Origin of the sequence: Pseudomonas sp. ADAK2 (assembly GCF_012935755.1) — a bacterium.
In the GTDB taxonomy this organism is placed as follows: Bacteria; Pseudomonadota; Gammaproteobacteria; order Pseudomonadales; family Pseudomonadaceae; genus Aquipseudomonas.
In genome coordinates this window covers 5,908,360-5,929,306 of record NZ_CP052862.1, presented here as the reverse complement: position 1 = coordinate 5,929,306, position 20,947 = coordinate 5,908,360, and the positions used below count along the sequence as shown (strand labels likewise).

Annotated in this window: 21 protein-coding genes; 14 read left to right on the top strand and 7 right to left on the bottom strand. The window is 59.1% G+C overall.

Annotated elements, in window-relative coordinates; all coding sequences use genetic code 11:
- Positions 1 to 86: 86 nt before the first annotated feature.
- Complete coding sequence (locus tag HKK52_RS27260) at positions 87 to 995, bottom strand: flagellar protein MotY (protein ID WP_169373317.1); 909 nt, start codon at positions 993 to 995, stop codon at positions 87 to 89.
- 159 nt (positions 996 to 1,154) lie between these two features.
- Between HKK52_RS27260 and pyrC the strand changes: the two genes are divergently transcribed.
- Positions 1,155 to 2,201: a dihydroorotase gene (gene pyrC / locus HKK52_RS27255; RefSeq protein WP_169373316.1), complete on the top strand. Its 1,047-nt coding sequence runs from the start codon at positions 1,155 to 1,157 to the stop codon at positions 2,199 to 2,201.
- Complete coding sequence (gene rnt / locus HKK52_RS27250; protein ID WP_054045196.1) at positions 2,198 to 2,875, top strand: ribonuclease T; 678 nt, start codon at positions 2,198 to 2,200, stop codon at positions 2,873 to 2,875. The genes pyrC and rnt overlap by 4 nt, the downstream gene beginning before the upstream one ends.
- 74 nt (positions 2,876 to 2,949) lie before the next feature.
- On the opposite strand, the gene HKK52_RS27245 is transcribed toward rnt, so the two are convergent.
- Positions 2,950 to 3,552 carry a peroxiredoxin gene (locus HKK52_RS27245; protein WP_054045198.1) on the bottom strand — a complete coding sequence of 201 codons (603 nt, stop codon included), beginning with the start codon at positions 3,550 to 3,552 and terminating at the stop codon, positions 2,950 to 2,952.
- 304 nt (positions 3,553 to 3,856) lie between these two features.
- Here HKK52_RS27245 and HKK52_RS27240 point away from each other — a divergent pair, with 304 nt between their 5' ends.
- On the top strand, positions 3,857 to 4,075 hold the full coding sequence (locus HKK52_RS27240; RefSeq protein ID WP_008057530.1) for a bacterioferritin-associated ferredoxin: 219 nt from the start codon (positions 3,857 to 3,859) through the stop codon (positions 4,073 to 4,075).
- A 198-nt stretch (positions 4,076 to 4,273) separates the two neighbouring features.
- On the top strand, positions 4,274 to 4,747 hold the full coding sequence (gene bfr, locus HKK52_RS27235) for a bacterioferritin (RefSeq protein ID WP_169373315.1): 474 nt from the start codon (positions 4,274 to 4,276) through the stop codon (positions 4,745 to 4,747).
- Between the two features lie 108 nt (positions 4,748 to 4,855).
- On the opposite strand, the gene grxD is transcribed toward bfr, so the two are convergent.
- The 3 genes from grxD to HKK52_RS27220 all read right to left on the bottom strand — a co-directional run bounded on the left by grxD (position 4,856) and on the right by HKK52_RS27220 (position 7,825).
- Entirely contained in the window at positions 4,856 to 5,197 is a 342-nt protein-coding gene (gene grxD / locus HKK52_RS27230; protein ID WP_054045200.1) for a Grx4 family monothiol glutaredoxin, read from the bottom strand.
- Between the two features lie 97 nt (positions 5,198 to 5,294).
- Entirely contained in the window at positions 5,295 to 7,400 is a 2,106-nt protein-coding gene (locus HKK52_RS27225; RefSeq protein WP_169373314.1) for a molybdopterin oxidoreductase family protein, read from the bottom strand.
- Positions 7,401 to 7,534: 134 nt separating this feature from the next.
- Positions 7,535 to 7,825 (bottom strand): hypothetical protein, encoded by a 291-nt coding sequence (locus HKK52_RS27220; protein ID WP_169373313.1) that lies wholly within the window; start codon positions 7,823 to 7,825, stop codon positions 7,535 to 7,537.
- A gap of 405 nt (positions 7,826 to 8,230) precedes the next feature.
- Between HKK52_RS27220 and argF the strand changes: the two genes are divergently transcribed.
- Complete coding sequence (gene argF, locus HKK52_RS27215) at positions 8,231 to 9,151, top strand: ornithine carbamoyltransferase (protein WP_169373312.1); 921 nt, start codon at positions 8,231 to 8,233, stop codon at positions 9,149 to 9,151.
- The gene (locus tag HKK52_RS27210; RefSeq protein WP_169373311.1) at positions 9,148 to 10,257 is read left to right on the top strand and encodes an ABC transporter ATP-binding protein; all 1,110 of its coding nucleotides are present in this window, start codon (positions 9,148 to 9,150) and stop codon (positions 10,255 to 10,257) included. The genes argF and HKK52_RS27210 overlap by 4 nt, the downstream gene beginning before the upstream one ends.
- A 108-nt stretch (positions 10,258 to 10,365) precedes the next feature.
- Here HKK52_RS27210 and HKK52_RS27205 read toward each other — a convergent pair whose 3' ends face one another.
- Both HKK52_RS27205 and ybaK read right to left on the bottom strand, forming a co-directional pair.
- The gene (locus HKK52_RS27205; RefSeq protein ID WP_169373310.1) at positions 10,366 to 11,148 is read right to left on the bottom strand and encodes a PhzF family phenazine biosynthesis protein; all 783 of its coding nucleotides are present in this window, start codon (positions 11,146 to 11,148) and stop codon (positions 10,366 to 10,368) included.
- A gap of 15 nt (positions 11,149 to 11,163) precedes the next feature.
- Positions 11,164 to 11,634, bottom strand: a complete 471-nt coding sequence (gene ybaK, locus HKK52_RS27200; protein ID WP_169373309.1) for a Cys-tRNA(Pro) deacylase — start codon at positions 11,632 to 11,634, stop codon at positions 11,164 to 11,166.
- A 370-nt stretch (positions 11,635 to 12,004) separates the two neighbouring features.
- Here ybaK and HKK52_RS27195 point away from each other — a divergent pair, with 370 nt between their 5' ends.
- The 8 genes from HKK52_RS27195 to HKK52_RS27160 all read left to right on the top strand — a co-directional run bounded on the left by HKK52_RS27195 (position 12,005) and on the right by HKK52_RS27160 (position 20,784).
- Complete coding sequence (locus HKK52_RS27195; protein WP_169373308.1) at positions 12,005 to 12,856, top strand: MIP/aquaporin family protein; 852 nt, start codon at positions 12,005 to 12,007, stop codon at positions 12,854 to 12,856.
- Between the two features lie 75 nt (positions 12,857 to 12,931).
- A complete protein-coding gene (gene glpK, locus HKK52_RS27190) occupies positions 12,932 to 14,437 on the top strand; it encodes a glycerol kinase GlpK (protein WP_054045219.1) in 1,506 nt (501 codons plus the stop codon).
- A gap of 95 nt (positions 14,438 to 14,532) precedes the next feature.
- The gene (locus tag HKK52_RS27185; RefSeq protein ID WP_007916700.1) at positions 14,533 to 15,288 is read left to right on the top strand and encodes a DeoR/GlpR family transcriptional regulator; all 756 of its coding nucleotides are present in this window, start codon (positions 14,533 to 14,535) and stop codon (positions 15,286 to 15,288) included.
- Positions 15,289 to 15,573: 285 nt separating this feature from the next.
- Entirely contained in the window at positions 15,574 to 17,112 is a 1,539-nt protein-coding gene (glpD, locus tag HKK52_RS27180) for a glycerol-3-phosphate dehydrogenase (protein WP_169373307.1), read from the top strand.
- A gap of 415 nt (positions 17,113 to 17,527) precedes the next feature.
- Positions 17,528 to 18,442: a glutamate/aspartate ABC transporter substrate-binding protein gene (locus tag HKK52_RS27175; protein WP_169373306.1), complete on the top strand. Its 915-nt coding sequence runs from the start codon at positions 17,528 to 17,530 to the stop codon at positions 18,440 to 18,442.
- A 193-nt stretch (positions 18,443 to 18,635) separates the two neighbouring features.
- Complete coding sequence (locus tag HKK52_RS27170; RefSeq protein ID WP_054045225.1) at positions 18,636 to 19,382, top strand: amino acid ABC transporter permease; 747 nt, start codon at positions 18,636 to 18,638, stop codon at positions 19,380 to 19,382.
- The gene (locus HKK52_RS27165) at positions 19,382 to 20,053 is read left to right on the top strand and encodes an amino acid ABC transporter permease (RefSeq protein WP_169373305.1); all 672 of its coding nucleotides are present in this window, start codon (positions 19,382 to 19,384) and stop codon (positions 20,051 to 20,053) included. The genes HKK52_RS27170 and HKK52_RS27165 overlap by 1 nt, the downstream gene beginning before the upstream one ends.
- On the top strand, positions 20,050 to 20,784 hold the full coding sequence (locus HKK52_RS27160) for an amino acid ABC transporter ATP-binding protein (RefSeq protein ID WP_169373304.1): 735 nt from the start codon (positions 20,050 to 20,052) through the stop codon (positions 20,782 to 20,784). The genes HKK52_RS27165 and HKK52_RS27160 overlap by 4 nt, the downstream gene beginning before the upstream one ends.
- Positions 20,785 to 20,947: the final 163 nt, after the last annotated feature.

Below are 20,947 nucleotides of genomic sequence, written 5' to 3'. Positions count from 1 at the left end.
GCTCATACGAAATAATTTACAGTACCGCGACAGCTTATGACGACGAAGCGACAGATTCTTACGCGGGCGCGACGATGACCGCCGAGTCAGGATGTGGCCGCAGCACTCGCGGCAGAGGCTGATTGCGGAGCCGGTTTCTCGGTGGGCGCCACGCGTTCGAGGCGTACCGCGACCCGGCGGTTCTTCGCCCGGTTGGACGCATTGGTGTTCGGCACCAGCGGGTAGCGCTCACCGTGGAAACGCATGGTGATCTGTGATTCCTGGAAGCCGTTGGCCTTGAAGAAGTCCATCACTGCCAGTGCCCGGCGGCGTGACAGTTCGCGATTGGTCAGACGATTGCCGCTGTTGTCGGAATGGCCGTCGAGTTCGATGTGATTAACCGTCGGATCGGCTTTCATGAACTCCAGCATCACCTGCAACTTGGCCTTGGCCGCCGGATCCAGATCGACACCTTCGCCGGGGAAACCGACTTCGGATTGCTTCACCTGCTCGAAATTCTGCGGCAGCAACTTGGCCACGCAACCCTGGTAGTCGTTGAACGCCTTATTGAACTTGACCGGCAGCAGGCGCACTTCAGACACCCGACCATCGCCCGAAGCGCGGCGAATGACCGGGCTGCGGCCGTCCATCAAACCGTTGATAAGACGCCCGGCCTGCACTTGCGAACTGTTGAACAGTACGTTGCCGCTGCCGATATTGACCGAACCCAGGTTAATGTCACCACGCCCCGGTTGCCACGGCGCAGCGGCCGCGAGCAAGGTCGCGGAACCGCCGCCGATCACCGAGTTGTAGGCCTTGAGACGAAAGATCGCCTGCTCGCCGGCACGACGCACGAATTCACCGGAACCGAAGTCGGTGATCGGCTGGGTCAGGCGGCATTCGAATTTGTCACCTTCGACCGTCCACTCAATGCTCTCCAGACGGGTCTGGAAAGTGAGCGCCATCGCGGGAAGGCTGGCAAACACACTGAGCAAGGCTAAATAACGCTGGCGCACGGGAGGCTCCACTGGCTTCTACAACAAAAAGACCGACACACACATGTTTACGGCATACCTAGTTCATATCGGTACGTTCCTGCAAAACTTGATAGCGAGTGCCTGAGAGAGTCTTTTCCGGTAGCATTCCCCTCAGTTTGACCCGCCTGGAATCCCCTCATGTCCGACCGCCTGACCCTGCTGCGTCCCGACGACTGGCATATTCATCTTCGCGATGGTGCTGTTTTGTCCAATACCGTTGCGGATGTCGCGCGCACCTTTGGTCGCGCCATCATCATGCCCAACCTGGTACCTCCGGTGCGCAACGCCGCTGAAGCCGACGGCTATCGCCAGCGGATTCTCGCTGCACGCCCGGCCGGCAGTCGTTTCGAACCGCTGATGGTGCTGTACCTGACCGACCGCACCCAGCCCGAAGAAATTCGTGAGGCCAAGGCCAGCGGTTTCGTTCACGCCGCCAAGCTGTACCCGGCCGGCGCCACCACTAACTCGGATTCTGGCGTCACCAGCATCGACAAGATCTTCCCGGCGATCGAGGCCATGGCCGAAGTCGGGATGCCGTTGTTGATTCACGGTGAAGTCACCCGTGGCGATGTCGACGTGTTCGACCGCGAAAAAATCTTCATCGATGAACACATGCGGCGCGTGGTCGAGCGTTTCCCGACGCTCAAAGTGGTGTTCGAACACATCACCACGGCTGATGCCGTGCAGTTCGTCAACGCGGCTCCGGCCAACGTCGGCGCAACCATCACCGCTCATCACCTGCTGTACAACCGCAACCACATGCTGGTAGGCGGGATTCGGCCGCACTTCTATTGCCTGCCGATTCTCAAGCGCAACACCCACCAGGAAGCCCTGCTCGACGCCGCCACCAGCGGCAGCGCGAAGTTCTTCCTCGGCACCGACTCGGCGCCGCATGCCCAGCACGCCAAGGAAGCCGCTTGCGGCTGTGCCGGTTGCTACACCGCTTATGCCGCGATCGAGATGTACGCTGAAGCCTTCGAACAGCGCAATGCGCTGGACAAGCTCGAAGCGTTCGCCAGCCTCAACGGCCCGCGCTTCTATGGCCTGCCGGTGAACACCGATCGCATTACCCTGGTCCGCGAAGAGTGGACCGCCCCAACCAGCCTGCCATTTGGCGAGCTGACCGTAATCCCGCTGCGCGCCGGTGAAAAACTGCGCTGGCGCCTGCTGGAGGAACACGCGTGAGTGAAGACCATTTCGACGACGAACAGGACGGTCAAGGCGGTGGAGGCGGTCCTCGTCATCCCATGGCGGCCCGATTCCGTGGTTACCTGCCGGTTGTCGTCGACGTAGAAACCGGTGGCTTCAACTCGGCCACCGACGCCCTGCTGGAGATCGCGGCGACCACCATCGCCATGGACGAAAAAGGCTTCGTGTATCCCGATCACACCTATTTCTTCCGCGTCGAGCCGTTTGAAGGCGCGAACATCGAAGCCGCTGCCCTGGAATTCACCGGGATCAAGCTTGATCATCCGTTGCGCATGGCGGTGAGTGAAGAAACCGCGCTGACCGATATTTTCCGCGGCATCCGCAAGGCCCTCAAAGCCAACGGCTGCAAACGGGCGATCCTGGTCGGGCACAACAGCAGCTTCGACCTGGGCTTCCTCAACGCCGCTGTCGCGCGCCTGGACATGAAACGTAACCCGTTTCATCCGTTCTCCAGCTTCGACACAGCCACCCTCGCCGGTCTGGCTTACGGCCAGACCGTATTGGCCAAGGCCTGTCAGGCGGCCGATATCGACTTCGACGGTCGTGAGGCCCACTCGGCTCGCTACGACACCGAGAAGACGGCCGAGCTGTTCTGCGGCATCGTCAATCGCTGGAAACAAATGGGCGGCTGGGAAGACTTCAACGACTGATCCAGTCGCCGGATTTATTCCGCCCACAAAAAAACCGGCCTCACGGCCGGTTTTTTTATGCCTGACGCTTGGGCTTACAGGGCCGCAGCGTGCTCGGTCAGGTAAGCCGCAACACCTTCGGTGGAAGCGGTCATGCCTTTGTCGCCTTTTTTCCAGTTGGCAGGGCAAACTTCGCCGTGCTCTTCGTGGAATTGCAGAGCGTCGACCAGACGGATCAGCTCTTCCATGTTACGGCCCAGTGGCAGGTCGTTGATGATCTGCGAACGGACAACGCCTTTGTCGTCGATCAGGAACGCACCACGGAAAGCAACGCCGTCAGCGGACTGAACGTCGTAGGCCTTCATGATTTCCTGCTTGATGTCGGCAGCCATGGTGTAGCGAACCTGGCCGATACCGCCATTGTTCACTGGAGTGTTACGCCATGCGTTGTGGGTGAAATGCGAGTCGATCGACACGGCAACCACTTCAACATTGCGGGCCTTGAAGTCAGCCATGCGGTTGTCCAGAGCGATCAGCTCGGACGGGCAAACGAAGGTGAAGTCCAGTGGGTAGAAGAACACCAGGCCGTATTTGCCTTTGATGGCCGACGACAGAGTGAAGCTGTCTACGATCTCGCCGTTGCCGAGAACGGCCGGTACGGTGAAGTCTGGGGCTTGTTTGCCTACGAGTACGCTCATTGGATATCTCCTGGTCTGAATAACGTGAAGAACTGGGTCCGCGTCAGCCTGCCACCCGCAAGCGACATCCCTGTGACACGAACCGCCTTCGCAAGGACCGACCATCATACACGGCGTTTTTGAGCTGTCCTTAACGGTTTTTTAAATTCGGACTCGTGCCGTTACTGTCGCAATGCCATGTCGGAAACCGTTCGTCAGTCATCAACGGTTGTTGCACAACGATTACAGAAACCACTTTGACAATCATTCTCGTTAACATTAAGATCCATCGCAATTGAGTCACAACCAGCGACGGTTCTCACTTATGTATGTCTGCCTCTGCACTGGCGTCACCGACGGTCAAATCCGCGATGCAATCTATGAAGGTTGCTGCAGCTATAAGGAAGTCCGTCAGGCCACCGGCGTAGCGAGTCAATGCGGTAAATGTGCCTGCCTTGCCAAGGAAGTGGTGCGCGAAACCCTGACCAAGCTGCAAACCGCCCAAGCCGCGATTCCATTTCCTGTTGAATTTACTGCCGCATAATTACCGTATTTCAAAGAACCGGACTCATGTCCGGTTTTTTTATGCCCGCAAATCAACCGCTTAGGTTCCAGACGCGGAACACAAACATTCTTATTCCGATTAATTTTCATATAACTTTCAATAACTTAGGTTTGACACTCTTAATTACGCGGCTCAAACTCTGCCTTATAGTCAGTTAATACAGGGCAGGACCCCATCATGAAAGGCGACATTACAGTCATCCAGCATCTCAACAAGATCCTTGCCAATGAGCTGGTCGCGATCAATCAATACTTTCTGCATGCGCGCATGTACGAAGATTGGGGCCTGAACAAGCTCGGCAAGCATGAGTACAAAGAATCCATCGACGAGATGAAGCACGCGGACAAGCTGATCAAGCGAATCCTGTTCCTTGAAGGCCTGCCGAACGTCCAGGACCTGGGCAAGCTGCAGATCGGCGAGCACACCAAGGAAATGCTTGAGTGCGACCTGCGTATTGAGCGCACCGGTCATGCGGACCTCAAGGTTGCGATTGCACACTGCGAAACCGTCGGTGACTTCGGCAGCCGTGAACTGCTTGAAGATATCCTCGAATCCGAAGAAGAACATATCGACTGGCTGGAAACCCAACTGGGCCTGATCGATAAAGTCGGTCTTGAGAACTATCTGCAATCGCAGATGGGCGAAGAGTAAATAAGCTTTCGCTAAACTCGAGACACTAAAAAGCCCCGCCCTCTTATGAGGTGCGGGGCTTTTTATTGCATGGGGTTCAGGCTTGCCTGACACCCATGCAGAAGCGGATCAGGCTTCGGTCTTGGCAGCAGCCGCTTTTTCAACAGCCGCTTTGATCGTGGCCTGCAACGAACCGTCAGCAGCCATTTCGGTCATGATGTCGCTACCGCCGACCAGCTCACCGCCGACCCACAGTTGCGGGAAAGTTGGCCAGTTGGCGTACTTTGGCAGGTTGGCGCGAATTTCCGGGTTCTGCAGGATGTCCACGTACGCGAACTTCTCACCACACGCCATGACGGACTGCGCGGCTTTTGCGGAGAAGCCACACTGCGGGGCATTCGGCGAGCCTTTCATGTAAAGCAGAATGGTGTTGTTAGCAATCTGCTCTTTAATCGTTTCGATGATATCCATGGAGCACCTCGGCTGAACTTTCCGACTCAAGGGTCGGCACGGTGGCGCATTGTAACGGAAACCCGAGCGCCATGCTCGGTCTCCCCGACAGACATGCTCAAGCCGCCGCCACGGTCACCGGCACGCCGTTCAACGCCGCATTCCCCGACAACTCATCGAGCTGACACTCGTCAGTCAGGTCATTGGCGCTGGACCCCGGCTGGCTGCTGGCAATCGTCATCTGCACCCCAGGCCGCGCATGGCCCCAACCGTGCGGCAGGCTGACCACGCCTTTCATCATATCCAGACTGCCGAGCACTTCAACTTCGATCATGCCAACCCGCGAGCTGACCCGTACCCGCTGCCCGTCGGTCAACCCACGGCTGGCCAGGTCATCCGGATGCATCAGTAATTGGTGGCGCGGCTTGCCCTTCACCAGACGATGATAGTTGTGCATCCACGAGTTGTTGCTGCGCACATGTCGGCGGCCAATCATCAACAGTTCATCGGCGGCCGGGGCCTGCAAGGCGGAGAAACGTGCCAGGTCGGCAAGGATCGCTGCGGGAGCGGCTTGCACATGCTGGTTAGCGGTCTTGAGCCGCGGCGCCAGATTGGTTTTGAGTGCACCCAGATCCACGCCATGGGGATGATCGAACAAGGTCGCCAACGACAACTTGTGCTCTGAAGCATCACCATACAATCCCATGCGCAAGCCATAGTCGATCATTTGCGCCGGGGCGATGGTCGGCTTGAGCTCTTTGCCGGTCTTCGCCGCAAACGCCTTGGCCAGACCGACGAATATCTCCCAGTCGTGCAACGCGCCTTCCGGCTTGGCCAGGATCGCGCGGTTGAAGCGCGAGACATTGCGCACGGCAAACATATTGAACGTGGTGTCGTAGTGATCGTTTTCCAGGGCCGAGGTGGACGGTAGGATCAGGTCGGCGTAGCGGGTGGTTTCGTTGATATAGAGGTCGATGCTGACCATGAACTCCAACCCGTCCAGCGCTTGCTCCAGTTGCCGGCCGTTGGGCGTGGACAACACCGGATTGCCGGCCACGGTGATCAGCGCGCGAACCTGCCCTTCCCCGCCGGTGAGCATCTCTTCGGCCAGCGCCGACACCGGCAGCTCGCCGCTGTACTCCGGACGCCCGGACACCCGGCTCTGCCAGCGATTGAAATGCCCGCCCGAAGTGGACGCCACCAAATCCACTGCCGGTTCGGTGCACAAGGCACCGCCCACACGGTCGAGGTTGCCGGTGACCAGATTGATCAACTGCACCACCCAATGACACAACGTACCGAAGGCCTGCGTCGAGACACCCATGCGCCCGTAGCACACCGCTGTCGGCGCAGCGGCAAAGTCCCGGGCCAGTTGGCGGATCTGCTCGGCAGGCACGGCGCACAGTGGGCTCATGGCCTCGGCGGTGAAACCCGCGACCGACTCACGCACTTCATCCAGGCCATCCACCGGCAAATGACTGTCGCGAGTCAGCCCTTCAGCGAACAACGTATTGAGCAACCCGAACAACAGCGCCGCATCGCCGCCAGGACGCACGAACAGGTGCTGATCGGCAATCGCCGCCGTTTCACTGCGGCGCGGATCGACCACCACCACTTTGCCGCCCCGGGCCTGGATCGCCTTCAGGCGTTTCTCCACGTCGGGCACGGTCATGATGCTGCCGTTGGAGGCCAGGGGATTACCGCCCAGGATCAGCATGAAATCGGTGTGATCGATGTCCGGGATCGGCAACAGCAAGCCGTGGCCGTACATCAGATGGCTGGTCAGGTGATGGGGCAACTGATCGACCGAGGTCGCGGAAAACCGGTTACGGGTTTTCAGCAGCCCGAGAAAGTAATTGCTGTGGGTCATCAGTCCATAGTTGTGCACGCTGGGGTTGCCCTGATAAACCGCCACCGCGTTCTGCCCGTGACGCTCCTGGATGTCTGCCAGGCGTTCGGCTACGAGGTTGAAGGCGTCTTCCCACGCAATGGGTTGCCATTCGCTGCCCACGCGCCGCATCGGCTGGTGCAGACGGTCGGGGTCGTTCTGGATGTCTTGCAGGGCCACGGCCTTGGGGCAGATATGTCCGCGACTGAACGTATCCTGGGGGTCACCCTTGATCGAGGTGATCTGCACCCGGCCTTCGGCCTCGGTGGTTTCAATGGTCAGGCCGCAAATGGCTTCGCACAGGTGGCAGGCACGGTGATGAAGAGTCTTGGTCATGGCCAGTCTCTGTTTTGTTCTGGGCGGGCGTTATCAGCCGCGGGAACAAAACTATGGCGCGCGAACCGTCGCTGCGCCAGCGACGTTCGTCTTGTGAATCGGTGGCCATCAGGCCAGCCGATGGCGGTGCGGACTCAGTTCGGCGGCAGCCGGGGCGGCGCCTGCAACTGGATTTCCTGGATGGTTTCAATCTGCTCGTGGGCGACATGCACGCCGGTGAGTTCGCCAATCAGCCGCCAGTGCTCGTCAAGCCCGCTGCTGATGGTGGCCATGCGGTCGATCATGCGTCGACCTGCAGCCTTGGTCACTTCGTCTTCACTGCGCATCAACTCAAAGGACATTGAGGTCATGGACGCGGTGAGATGGGTCAGGGAGCGGGCTGTGAGGCCGAGTAATTCCATTAACTGCTGTTCTTTCGATTCCATTCCGGAGGCTTCCTGCGTCGCTCGAGACTTAGTTATAACCCAGCACTTTGCTTTAGCAAATGTTTCAGACGAGACACATCGCCACTACACGGCAAGAATCACAGGTCAGAAACCGACTATCGCCGTGCCGTCCCCGCCCCGTTTGATTGCAATGCCCGGCGGGCACGGTGTACAAATGACGGGCTGCTATCCGGAAACAGGCTTCAAAAGCGCTACTGCGTCACCCCGTAGCCCCTCTGAAATCCCCTAAACACCGTAGCCTATTGGAAAAACGCGACATTTAATGTCAAGATCGCGCCTTCCCCTATTTCGTCGCCCCGTGCGGCTTACGCCGCAGGTCTCGCCCGTTTTTCAGTTAAACAAGGCTTTGAGTATCTGCGGTCTGTTGCAAAAAGGTAGTCAATGATGAGCGCAAGGCACTTTCTCTCCCTGATGGATTGCACGCCCGAAGAGCTGGTCAGCGTGATCCGTCGAGGCGTTGAGCTCAAGGACCTGCGTAACCGCGGCGTACTGTTCGAGCCTCTGAAAAACCGCGTCCTGGGGATGATTTTCGAGAAATCCTCGACCCGCACCCGTATCTCGTTCGAAGCCGGCATGATCCAGCTCGGCGGCCAGGCGATCTTCCTTTCGCCCCGCGATACCCAGTTGGGTCGTGGCGAGCCGATCGGCGACTGCGCTATTGTCATGTCGAGCATGCTCGACGCGGTGATGATCCGTACCTTTGCCCACAGCACCCTCACCGAATTTGCCGCCAATTCTCGCGTACCGGTGATCAATGGCCTGTCCGATGACTTGCACCCGTGCCAGTTGCTGGCCGACATGCAAACCTTCCTTGAACACCGTGGTTCGATCCAGGGCAAGACCGTGGCCTGGATCGGCGACGGCAACAACATGTGCAACAGCTATATAGAAGCGGCGATCCAGTTTGATTTCCAGCTGCGCATTGCCTGCCCGGAAGGTTACGAGCCAAACCCTGAATTCGTGGCCAAGGCCGGCGATCGTGTGACCATCGTCCGCGATCCACAGGATGCCGTGCGCGGCGCGCACCTGGTCAGCACTGACGTCTGGACCTCCATGGGCCAGGAAGAAGAAACCGCCAAGCGGCTGAAGTTGTTCGCGCCGTTCCAGGTCAATCGTGCGCTGCTCGACCAGGCCGCCACCGACGTGCTGTTCATGCATTGCCTGCCGGCCCACCGTGGCGAAGAAATCAGCCTCGACCTGCTGGACGATCCGCGCTCAGTAGCCTGGGACCAGGCGGAAAACCGTCTGCACGCGCAAAAGGCCTTGCTCGAGTTTCTCGTCACACCGGCGTATCACCACGCATGAGCCAGCCATTACTGCTCAACCTGCGCAACCTTGCCTGCGGCTATCAAGACCAGCGGGTCGTGCAGAACCTCAACCTGCATTTGAATGCCGGCGACATCGGTTGTCTGCTGGGCTCTTCGGGCTGCGGCAAGACCACCACCCTGCGGGCCATTGCCGGTTTCGAACCGGTGCACGAAGGTGAAATCCAGCTCGGTGGCGAAACCATTTCCAGCGCCGGTTTCACCCTTGCTCCGGAGAAGCGCCGGATCGGCATGGTCTTTCAGGACTACGCCCTGTTCCCGCATCTGAGCGTGGCCGAGAACATCGCCTTCGGCATCCGCAAGCATCCACAAAAGGATCGGGTGACCGAAGAGTTGCTGGAACTGGTCAACCTGAAAAACCTCGGCAAGCGTTTTCCCCATGAGCTGTCCGGCGGTCAGCAGCAACGTGTCGCCCTGGCCCGCGCCCTGGCGCCCGAGCCACAACTGTTGTTGCTCGACGAACCGTTCTCCAACCTCGATGGCGAACTGCGGCGCAAACTCAGCCATGAAGTGCGCGACATCCTCAAGGCCCGTGGCACCAGCGCGATTCTGGTCACCCACGACCAGGAAGAAGCCTTCGCTGTCAGCGATCATGTCGGGGTGTTCAAGGAAGGTCGCCTGGAGCAGTGGGACACGCCCTACAACCTGTATCACGAACCGCTGACCCCGTTTGTGGCCAGTTTCATTGGCCAGGGCTACTTCATTCGCGGCCAATTGAGCAGCCCGGAGTCGGTGCAGACCGAGCTCGGCGAGTTACGCGGCAATCGCGCCTACACCTGGCCGATTGGCAGTGCCGTCGATGTTTTGCTGCGCCCGGACGATATCGTTTATGCGCCGGACAGCGCCTTGAAAGCCCGCATCGTCGGCAAGACCTTCCTGGGTGCTACGACGTTGTATCGCCTGCAGTTGCCGACGGGGGCTCAGCTGGAATCGGTCTTCCCGAGCCATGCCGATCATGAAGTGGGCGCACAAGTGGGGATTCGGGTGGTGGCCGAGCATCTGGTGCTGTTCCAGGCATCCGGCAGTACGGCGGCGCAGATTCCGGTGGTTGAATCCGGTGTTCGCCGGTACAGCACCGCCCACTGACACCGAAACCTGTAGGAGCGAGGCTTGCCCGCGAAAGCGTCGTGTCCGTCGACGTCATTATTGGCAGGTCTGACGCCTTCGCGGGCAAGCCTCGCTCCTACAGAGACATCATCCGAGCAATAACCTGCCGCTCGCTACAAGCGTCGCCTTCCCGCCAATCTTCACCCGCTCTCCTTCCAGCCGACAAAACAACTCTCCACCCCGGGCAGAACACTGATACGCCGTCAAACTCGACTTGCCCAAGCGCTTCGACCAGTACGGAATCAAGCTGCAATGGGTCGAGCCAGTCACCGGGTCTTCATTGATGCCAATCGCCGGCGCGAAGTACCGGGAAACAAAATCATGCTTGCCGCCCTTGGCCGTGACGATTGCGCCCGGCCACGGCAGTTTCGCCAGGGCCGCCATGTCGGGCTTGCAATCGAGCACTGCCTCCTCGGACTCCAGCACCACCAACAATTCATTCGAACCCAGCACATCCACCGCTTCCACACCCAGGGCACGCTCGACATCCAGGGTCACGCCGACTTCCGACGGCACGATCGCCGGGAAGTCCAGCCACAGCCGTCCGCCTTCCCGGCTGACGCTCAACGGGCCTGACTTGCAGATGAAATCCAGGCGCTCGGCCGGTTCTTTATAGATTTCAAACAGCACATAAGCGCTGGCCAGGGTCGCATGCCCGCACAACGGTACTTCAGTCGTCGGGGTAAACCAGCGGATATGCCACGCCACGCCTTCGCGGACCACGAAGGCGGTTTCGGCGAGGTTGTGCTCGGCGGCAATCTTCTGCATCAATTCATCGGCGAGCCAGGCATCGAGCCGGTAAACCATCGCCGGGTTGCCACTGAACGGCCGATCACTGAACGCATCGACCTGATGATATTCCAGCTGCATAACCTTCTCCCTGAGTCAGACGCGACCGATATCCGCAAACTTGGCCTGAGTATGTTCGGCCAGTATCGCAGGCGCCAATTCCACTTCCAGCCCGCGCCGCCCGGCACTGACAAAAATGCTGGCGAACGGCTGCGCCGAAGTATCGATAAAGGTGCGCAGACGCTTCTTCTGCCCCAGCGGACTGATGCCACCCAACAGGTAACCGGTCGCTCGTTGTGCGGCCGCCGGATCGGCCATTTCGACTTTTTTCACCCCGGCCGCGTGCGCCAGGTGCTTTAAATCAAGACTTCCGACGACCGGCACCACCGCCACCAGCAATTCACCTTTCTCACTGGCCGCCAGCAAGGTCTTAAACACCTGCGCCGGGTCCAAGCCCAGTTTTTCCGCCGCCTCCAGCCCATAGGACGCCGCTTTCGGATCATGTTCGTAACTGTGCACACGATGTTCGGCGCGAACTTTTTTCAACAAATCCAATGCGGGCGTCATGGCAGCTCCAGGCTTGGCGGCAGAAGAAAAACACTGCGCCAGATTCTAGGTCATTGATCAACAAAAGGCTCTATTGCGGCGCTATTTCAAAGGCTTGGCGCGGCCCAGCTTCATGGGTTTGCAGCCCGCTTCCCAAGCCACCAACACGATCATTCACACGGCGAATAGTTTAAATGTGACTGACGGTTCACTTTCGACCTTTGACAGCAGCGTTTCTTGTCTATATTTTTTCGAATGCGAATACTGTAGGAATGATCGCGAAGTCGTACTCGGCAGTAAACCAAGATCAGGATGGGGATCCTGACTCGGTGAAAATCGCGCTTTGACCAAGATGACAAAGCGCCAGACAACAACAAAAATGAGGTTTTCGATGACAACTGCTTTGAAACAACCGCCACTCTCGAGTCAATGCATGGCCGAGTTCCTGGGAACTGCGCTGTTGATCTTTTTCGGGACGGGGTGTGTTGCCGCGCTCAAGGTCGCGGGTGCCAGCTTTGGCCTTTGGGAAATCAGCATCATCTGGGGCGTTGGCGTCAGCATGGCGATCTACCTGACCGCCGGGGTTTCCGGAGCTCACCTCAATCCCGCCGTGAGTATCGCGCTGAGTATTTTCACTGACTTCGAAAAGCGCAAACTGCCCTTCTACATCATCGCCCAGGTCGCCGGCGCGTTCTGCGGAGCGTTGTTGGTTTACACGCTTTACAGCAATCTCTTCTTCGATTACGAACAAACTCACCATATGGTTCGTGGCACCCAGGCCAGCCTTGAACTGGCGTCAGTGTTCTCCACCTTCCCGCACCCGGCCTTGTCCACGGCCCAGGCGTTCCTGGTTGAAGTGGTCATCACCGCGATCCTGATGGGCGTGATCATGTCCCTGACCGACGATAACAACGGCCTGCCCAAGGGTCCGCTGGCGCCGCTGCTGATTGGCCTGCTGATTGCGGTGATTGGCAGTTCGATGGGACCGCTGACCGGTTTCGCCATGAACCCTGCGCGTGATTTCGGTCCTAAGCTGATGACTTTCTTTACTGGCTGGGGTGAAATTTCCTTCACTGGCGGGCGCGATATCCCGTATTTCCTGATTCCGATTTTTGCACCGATTGTCGGTGCCTGCCTCGGCGCTGCAGCCTATCGCGGGCTGATTGCCCGTCATCTGCCCAGCACCGAACCTGCTACAAAGGACGCAACACCGGCCATTGACGGCAAACCAAGAACTTCTTGATACCGTTGGCGCGTGATCCTGCCCCTTTGATCCCGCGCCTGACCTCACTCCCTTATTTCGTCCAAGGCAATCGACATGACCGATATTCAGAATAAGAACTACATCATTGCCCTTGATCAGGGTACGACCAGCTCCCGCGCGATCATTTTCGACCGTGATGCGAACGTGGTCTGCACCGCCCAGCGCGAATTCGTGCAGCATTACCCGCAAGCCGGCTGGGTCGAACATGACCCGATGGAAATCTTCGCGACCCAAAGCGCCGTGATGGTCGAGGCCCTGGCACAAGCCGGCCTGCACCACGACCAGGTCGCCGCCATCGGCATCACCAACCAGCGCGAAACCACCGTGGTCTGGGACAAAACCACCGGCCGCCCGATCTACAACGCGATCGTCTGGCAGTGCCGCCGCAGCACCGAGATCTGCCAGCAGCTCAAGCGCGATGGCCACGAGCAATACATCAGCGACACCACTGGCTTGGTGACTGACCCGTACTTCTCCGGCACCAAGCTCAAGTGGATCCTCGACAACGTCGAAGGCAGCCGTGAACGCGCGCGCAACGGCGAACTGCTGTTCGGCACCGTGGACAGCTGGCTGATCTGGAAATTTACCGGCGGCAAAGTCCACGTCACCGACTACACCAACGCCTCGCGCACCATGCTCTTCAACATCCACTCGCTGGAGTGGGACGCGAAGATGCTGGAGATCCTCGACATCCCGCGGGAGATGTTGCCGGAAGTGAAGTCGTCCTCCGAAATCTACGGCCACACCAAAAGCGGCATCGCTATCGGCGGTATCGCCGGCGACCAGCAGGCCGCCCTGTTCGGCCAGATGTGCGTCGAGCCAGGCCAGGCGAAAAACACCTACGGCACTGGCTGCTTCCTGCTGATGAACACTGGCGACAAAGCCGTGAAATCCAAGCACGGCATGCTGACCACCATTGCTTGCGGCCCGAAAGGCGAAGTGGCTTATGCGCTGGAAGGCGCGGTGTTCAATGGCGGTTCCACTGTGCAATGGCTGCGTGATGAACTGAAGATCATCGCCGATGCCACCGACACCGAATACTTCGCCAGCAAGGTCAAGGACAGCAATGGCGTGTACCTGGTACCTGCGTTCACCGGCCTGGGCGCTCCTTACTGGGACCCGTATGCCCGTGGCGCGCTGTTCGGCCTGACCCGCGGCGTGCGCGTGGATCACATCATCCGCGCTGCGCTGGAGTCGATTGCCTACCAGACCCGCGACGTGCTGGACGCCATGCAACAGGACTCCGGCGAACGCCTCAAGTCCCTGCGTGTGGACGGCGGTGCGGTGGCGAACAACTTCCTGATGCAGTTCCAGGCCGACATCCTCGGCACCCAGGTCGAGCGTCCGCAAATGCGCGAGACCACCGCACTGGGCGCCGCTTACCTGGCCGGCCTGGCGTGCGGCTTCTGGGGCAGCCTGGACGAGTTGCGTGGCAAAGCCGTCATCGAACGCGAGTTCGAACCGGCCCTGGAAGAATCGGCGAAGGAAAAACTCTACGCCGGCTGGAAGAAGGCGGTCAGCCGCACTCGCGATTGGGAACCACACGAAGGCGCTGAATAAGCCAACAACAGGATCCGAATAGGGTTCTAACTGGTCGGGAGCAGATTCCTGCGGCATCATGGGCAAATTTTGCACGGCAGCCCAAAGGAAGCCCCATGAATCTGCCTCCCCGTCAGCAGCAAATCCTCGAACTGGTCCGCGAACGCGGCTATGTCAGCATCGAGGAAATGGCTACGCTGTTCGTCGTTACACCGCAAACCATCCGCCGCGACATCAATCAGCTCGCGGAAGCCAATTTGTTGCGTCGCTATCACGGCGGCGCGGCCTACGATTCCAGTGTCGAAAACACCGCCTACGCCATGCGTGCCGACCAGATGCGCGATGAAAAGCAGCGTATCGGTGAAGCCATTGCGGCCCAGATCCCCGATCACGCCTCACTGTTCATCAACATCGGTACGACTACCGAATCGATTGCCCGAGCCCTGCTCAACCACAATCACCTGAAGATCATCACCAACAACCTGCATGTCGCCTCAATGCTCAGCGCCAAGGACGATTTCGATGTCCTGCTGACCGGCGGTAACGTGCGGCGCGACGGTGGCGTGGTCGGTCAGGCGAGTGTCGATTTCATTAACCAGTTCAAGGTGGATTTTGCCTTGGTCGGCATCAGTGGCATCGATGAAGACGGCAGTCTGCTGGATTTCGATTATCAGGAAGTGCGGGTGTCCCAGGCGATCATCGCCAACGCGCGGCAGGTGATTCTGGCGGCGGACTCCAGCAAATTCGGGCGCAACGCCATGATTCGCCTGGGGCCGATCAGCCTGATTGATTGCCTGGTGACCGATCAGCAGCCGGTGCCGGCGTTGGCGCAGTTGTTGAGTCAGCACAAGATTCGGCTGGAAGTCGTTTAACCCCCTCCATACAGCGCGTTCCCACGCTCCGCGTGGGAACGCCGCCTGGGACGCTCCGCGTCCCGCCTCAAGTGCCGACGCAGAGCGTCTATTGATGCATTCCCACGCAGAGCGTGGGAACGATCTGTGCCTGAATGTTCGAAAATTTTCCTTTCTCTGCCCTTCGATCAGTATTTTCAATCGAAGTTGACTGGCTGTGGGCGGCTTTATGGGCTACCATTTTCGCAAATGAACATTAATGTTCGAATTCCAATATCGAAAATCATAAAAGCCCGAGGCCAGCCGATGCCCACTTCTACCTTGCCTACGCCCCCTCTCGCCGAGGTCTACGATATCGCCGTCATCGGTGGTGGGATCAATGGCGTGGGGATCGCAGCGGATGCCGCCGGTCGCGGCCTCTCGGTGTTCCTTTGTGAAAAAGACGACCTGGCCAGCCACACGTCGTCGGCCAGCAGCAAGCTGATCCACGGCGGCCTGCGTTATCTCGAACATTACGAATTCCGCCTGGTGCGCGAAGCCCTGGCCGAACGCGAAGTGCTGCTGGCCAAGGCGCCGCACATCGTCAAGCAGATGCGTTTCGTGTTGCCGCACCGCCCGCACCTGCGTCCAGCGTGGATGATCCGTGCCGGCCTGTTCCTTTATGACCACCTCGGCAAGCGGGAGAAACTGGAAGGCTCGAAAAGCCTGAAGTTCGGCCCGGACAGCCCGCTGAAAAGCGAAATCACCAAAGGCTTCGAATACTCCGATTGCTGGGTCGATGACGCTCGCCTCGTCGTGCTGAACGCCATGGCCGCCCGGGAAAAAGGCGCCCACGTTCACACCCAGACCCGTTGTGTCAGCGCCCGTCGCACCAAGGGCCTGTGGCACCTGCACCTGGAACGCGCCGATGGCAGCCTGTTCTCGATCCGCGCCAAAGCGCTGGTGAACGCCGCCGGCCCATGGGTCGCCAAGTTCATTCGTGACGACTTGAAGATGGATTCGCCGTACGGCATCCGCCTGATCCAGGGCAGCCACCTGATCGTGCCGAAACTGTACGAAGGCGAACACGCGCACATTCTGCAAAACGAAGATCAGCGCATCGTCTTCACCATTCCGTACCTGAACCACTTCACCCTGATCGGCACCACCGACCGCGAGTACACCGGCGACCCGGCCAAAGTGGCGATCACCGAAGGCGAAACCGATTACCTGCTGAAAGTGGTCAACGCCCACTTCAAGAAGCAAGTCAGCCGCGACGACATCCTGCACAGCTATTCCGGTGTGCGTCCGCTGTGCAACGATGAATCCGACAACCCGTCGGCAGTGACCCGCGACTACACCCTGGCGTTGTCCGGCAGTGGCGAAGAAGCCCCGCTGCTGTCGGTGTTCGGCGGCAAGCTGACCACCTACCGCAAACTGGCCGAGTCGGCGCTGGCGCAACTGGCCCCGTACTTCACGCAGATCAAACCGAGCTGGACCGCGACCGCGACCCTGCCCGGCGGCGAAGACATGACCACCCCGCAAGCCCTGTGCGCGAAGATCCGCGACCAGTTCGACTGGGTGCCAACCGAGATCGCCCGCCGCTGGGCCACTACCTACGGCAGCCGCACCTGGCGCATGCTCGAAGGCGTCCAGAGCCTCAGCGACCTGGGCGAACACATCGGCGGCGGTCTCTACACCCGCGAAGTCGATTACCTGTGCAGCGAAGAGTGGGCCACCACCGCCCACGACATCCTGTGGCGGCGCAGCAAGCTCGGGTTGTTCACCACCCCGGACGAGCAGCAGAAGCTGGCGGATTACCTGAGCAAGGTCGAGCAGAATCGCAGCAAGATCGAAGCGGCCTGATCGGCAATCCGCTTAAACGAAAGCCCCTGAATTGTGAGATTGAGGGGCTTTTTCGTGCCTGTAGGAGCGAGGCTTGCCCGCGAAGAGGGGGTGTCAGCCAACATTCATGCAGCTGACACACCGCTTTCGCGGGCAAGCCTCGCTCCTACAGGGTTACGCGCATTCGGTTTTCCGAACGCGACCCGCCGGTCGATTCGGATTACCGGATAGCCAAAGCGTAAATTCACCGCCACAAAAACTTAATACCCTTTTAAATCAACCATTTGATTCATGTCACCTGGCCTGGCACGAGTCATGCTCTACACTCTTGGACGAATGTTCTGTCGAGCCCACCGTTCAGGTGCCGCCACGCATTCGAAGCACAAAAGGGCCGACGAACTGGCTCCATAAAAAAAACAATGTCGAGGAAAATTTGATGCGCATCGTTCCCCATATCCTGGGCGCAGCCATTGCTGCCGCTCTGATTAGCACTCCAGTTTTCGCTGCCGAGCTCACCGGCACACTGAAGAAGATCAAAGAGTCCGGTGTGATCACCCTCGGGCATCGCGACGCTTCCATCCCGTTTTCCTACATCGCTGATGCTTCCGGCAAACCGATGGGCTACTCCCACGACATCCAGCTGAAGATCGTCGAAGCCATCAAGAAAGACCTCGACTTGCCAAACCTGCAGGTCAAATACAACCTGGTTACCTCGCAAACCCGTATCCCGCTGGTGCAGAACGGCACCGTGGACGTCGAGTGCGGCTCCACCACCAACAACGTGGAACGTCAGCAGCAAGTTGACTTCTCCGTCGGCATCTTCGAAATCGGTACCCGCCTGCTGTCCAAGAAAGGTTCGGCGTACAAAGACTTCGATGACCTGAAAGGCAAGAACGTCGTGACCACCGCGGGCACCACGTCCGAGCGCATCCTCAAGTCGATGAATGCCGACAAGCAAATGGGCATGAACGTTATCTCCGCCAAAGACCACGGCGAGTCCTTCCAGATGCTGGAATCGGGCCGCGCCGTTGCCTTCATGATGGACGACGCCCTGCTGGCCGGTGAAGCCGCCAAAGCCAAGAAGGCCGATGACTGGGCCGTTACCGGCACTCCACAGTCCTACGAAATCTACGGCTGCATGGTCCGCAAGGGCGACGAGCCGTTCAAGAAGGCTGTAGACGACGCCATCGTGGCGACCTACAAGTCGGGCGAGATCAACAAGATCTACGAAAAATGGTTCATGGCGCCTATCCCGCCTAAAGGTTTGAACCTGAACTTCCCGATGAGCGACGAGCTCAAGAAATTGATCGCCAGCCCGACCGATAAAGCGGCTGACGACAAGAAGTCCTGATTTCTGACTAACCTTATCTCCTGAGAGGGCCGCTGCCCTTTCAGGAGGTTGTCACTCCCTGCTGGCATATTTTGGAAACACTCGAACCGGTGGCTGTCGAGCCGATCGTGTGTGCCTGGCTTTCAAAGTCGGGCGGGAACGGAGCTTCCCCAGGCGGGCACTTGTACATTGATCGATCCGAGGGGAGACCCTAATGAATTACAACTGGGACTGGGGCGTGTTCTTCAAGTCCACCGGTGTGGGCAGCGAGACGTATCTCGACTGGTTCATCTCCGGGCTGGGCTGGACCATCGCCATCGCCGTCGTGGCCTGGATTATCGCGCTGTCGCTGGGCTCGATCCTGGGTGTCATGCGCACCGTGCCGAACCGCGTCGTATCGGGCATCGCGACCTGCTACGTCGAACTCTTCCGTAACGTACCGCTGCTGGTTCAACTGTTCATCTGGTACTTCCTGGTGCCCGACCTGCTGCCGCAAAACCTGCAGGACTGGTACAAGCAGGACCTGAACCCGACCACCTCGGCCTACCTCAGCGTCGTCGTCTGCCTGGGCCTGTTCACCGCCGCCCGGGTTTGCGAACAAGTGCGCACCGGCATCCAGGCCCTGCCCCGTGGCCAGGAATCCGCCGCTCGCGCCATGGGTTTCAAGCTGCCGCAGATCTACTGGAACGTGCTGCTGCCCCAGGCCTACCGCATCATTATTCCGCCGCTTACCTCGGAATTCCTGAACGTGTTCAAGAACTCGTCGGTGGCCTCGCTGATCGGCCTGATGGAGCTGCTCGCGCAGACCAAGCAGACCGCTGAGTTCTCCGCCAACCTGTTCGAAGCGTTCACCCTCGCTACGCTGATCTACTTCACCCTGAACATGAGCCTGATGCTGCTCATGCGCCTGGTCGAGAAGAAAGTCGCCGTTCCGGGCCTGATCTCCCTAGGGGGTAAATGATGGAATTCGATTTCTCGGGCATCGTTCCGTCCCTGCCGGGTTTGTGGAACGGCATGGTCATGACCCTGCAGCTGATGGCGCTGGGCGTCGTCGGCGGGATCATCCTCGGCACCCTCCTGGCGCTGATGCGCCTGTCCCACAACAAACTGCTGTCGAACCTCGCCGGCGCCTACGTTAACTACTTCCGTTCGATCCCGTTGCTGCTGGTCATCACCTGGTTCTACCTGGCGGTACCGTTCGTGCTGCGCTGGATCACGGGCGAAGACACGCCGATCGGCGCCTTCGCGTCCTGCATCGTGGCGTTCATGATGTTTGAAGCGGCGTACTTCTGCGAAATCGTCCGGGCTGGCGTGCAGTCGATTTCCAAGGGCCAGATGGGCGCCGCCCAGGCCCTGGGCATGACGTACGGCCAGATGATGCGGTTGATCATCCTGCCGCAAGCGTTTCGCAAAATGACCCCGCTGTTGCTGCAACAGAGCATCATCCTGTTCCAGGACACGTCGCTGGTGTACGCGGTCGGCCTGGTGGACTTCCTCAATGCCTCGCGTGCCAGTGGCGACATCATCGGTCGCTCCAACGAGTTCCTGATCTTCGCAGGGCTTACGTACTTCACAATCAGCTTTGCCGCCTCGCTGCTGGTCAAGCGTCTGCAAAAAAGGTTTGCCGTATGATCTCTATCAAGAACATCAACAAGTGGTATGGCGACTTCCAGGTACTGACTGATTGCAGCACCGAGGTCAAAAAAGGCGAAGTGATCGTGGTCTGCGGCCCGTCGGGCTCGGGCAAATCGACCCTGATCAAATGCGTGAACGCCCTGGAACCGTTCCAGAAAGGTGACGTGGTGGTCGATGGCACGTCCATCGCCGACCCGAAGACCGACCTGCCTAAACTGCGTTCGCGCGTTGGCATGGTGTTCCAGCATTTCGAGCTGTTCCCGCACCTGTCCATCACCGAAAACCTGACCATCGCGCAGATCAAGGTCTTGGGCCGCAGCAAGGAAGAAGCCACCAAGAAAGGCCTGCAACTGCTTGAGCGCGTCGGCTTGTCCGCCCACGCTCACAAGCATCCGGGCCAACTCTCCGGTGGTCAGCAACAGCGTGTGGCGATTGCCCGTGCGCTGGCCATGGACCCGATCGTCATGCTGTTCGACGAACCGACCTCGGCGCTTGACCCGGAAATGGTTAACGAAGTGCTCGACGTGATGGTGCAACTGGCCCACGAAGGCATGACCATGATGTGCGTGACCCACGAAATGGGCTTCGCCCGCAAAGTGGCCGACCGCGTGATCTTCATGGACCAGGGCAAGATCATCGAAGACTGCAAGAAAGAGGATTTCTTCGGCGACATCAGTCACCGCGCCGAGCGTACGCAGCACTTCCTCAACAAGATTCTGCAGCACTAAAAGCAATACACCGAACTCTGTGGCGAGGGAGCTTGCTCCCGCTGGGTCGCGCAGCGGCCCCAAAACCTGCCAATGCCTGCTGTCTGACACACCGCATTGGCCGGTGTAACGACTGCTTCGCAGCCGAGCGGGAGCAAGCTCCCTCGCCACAGGTCCGCGTTCG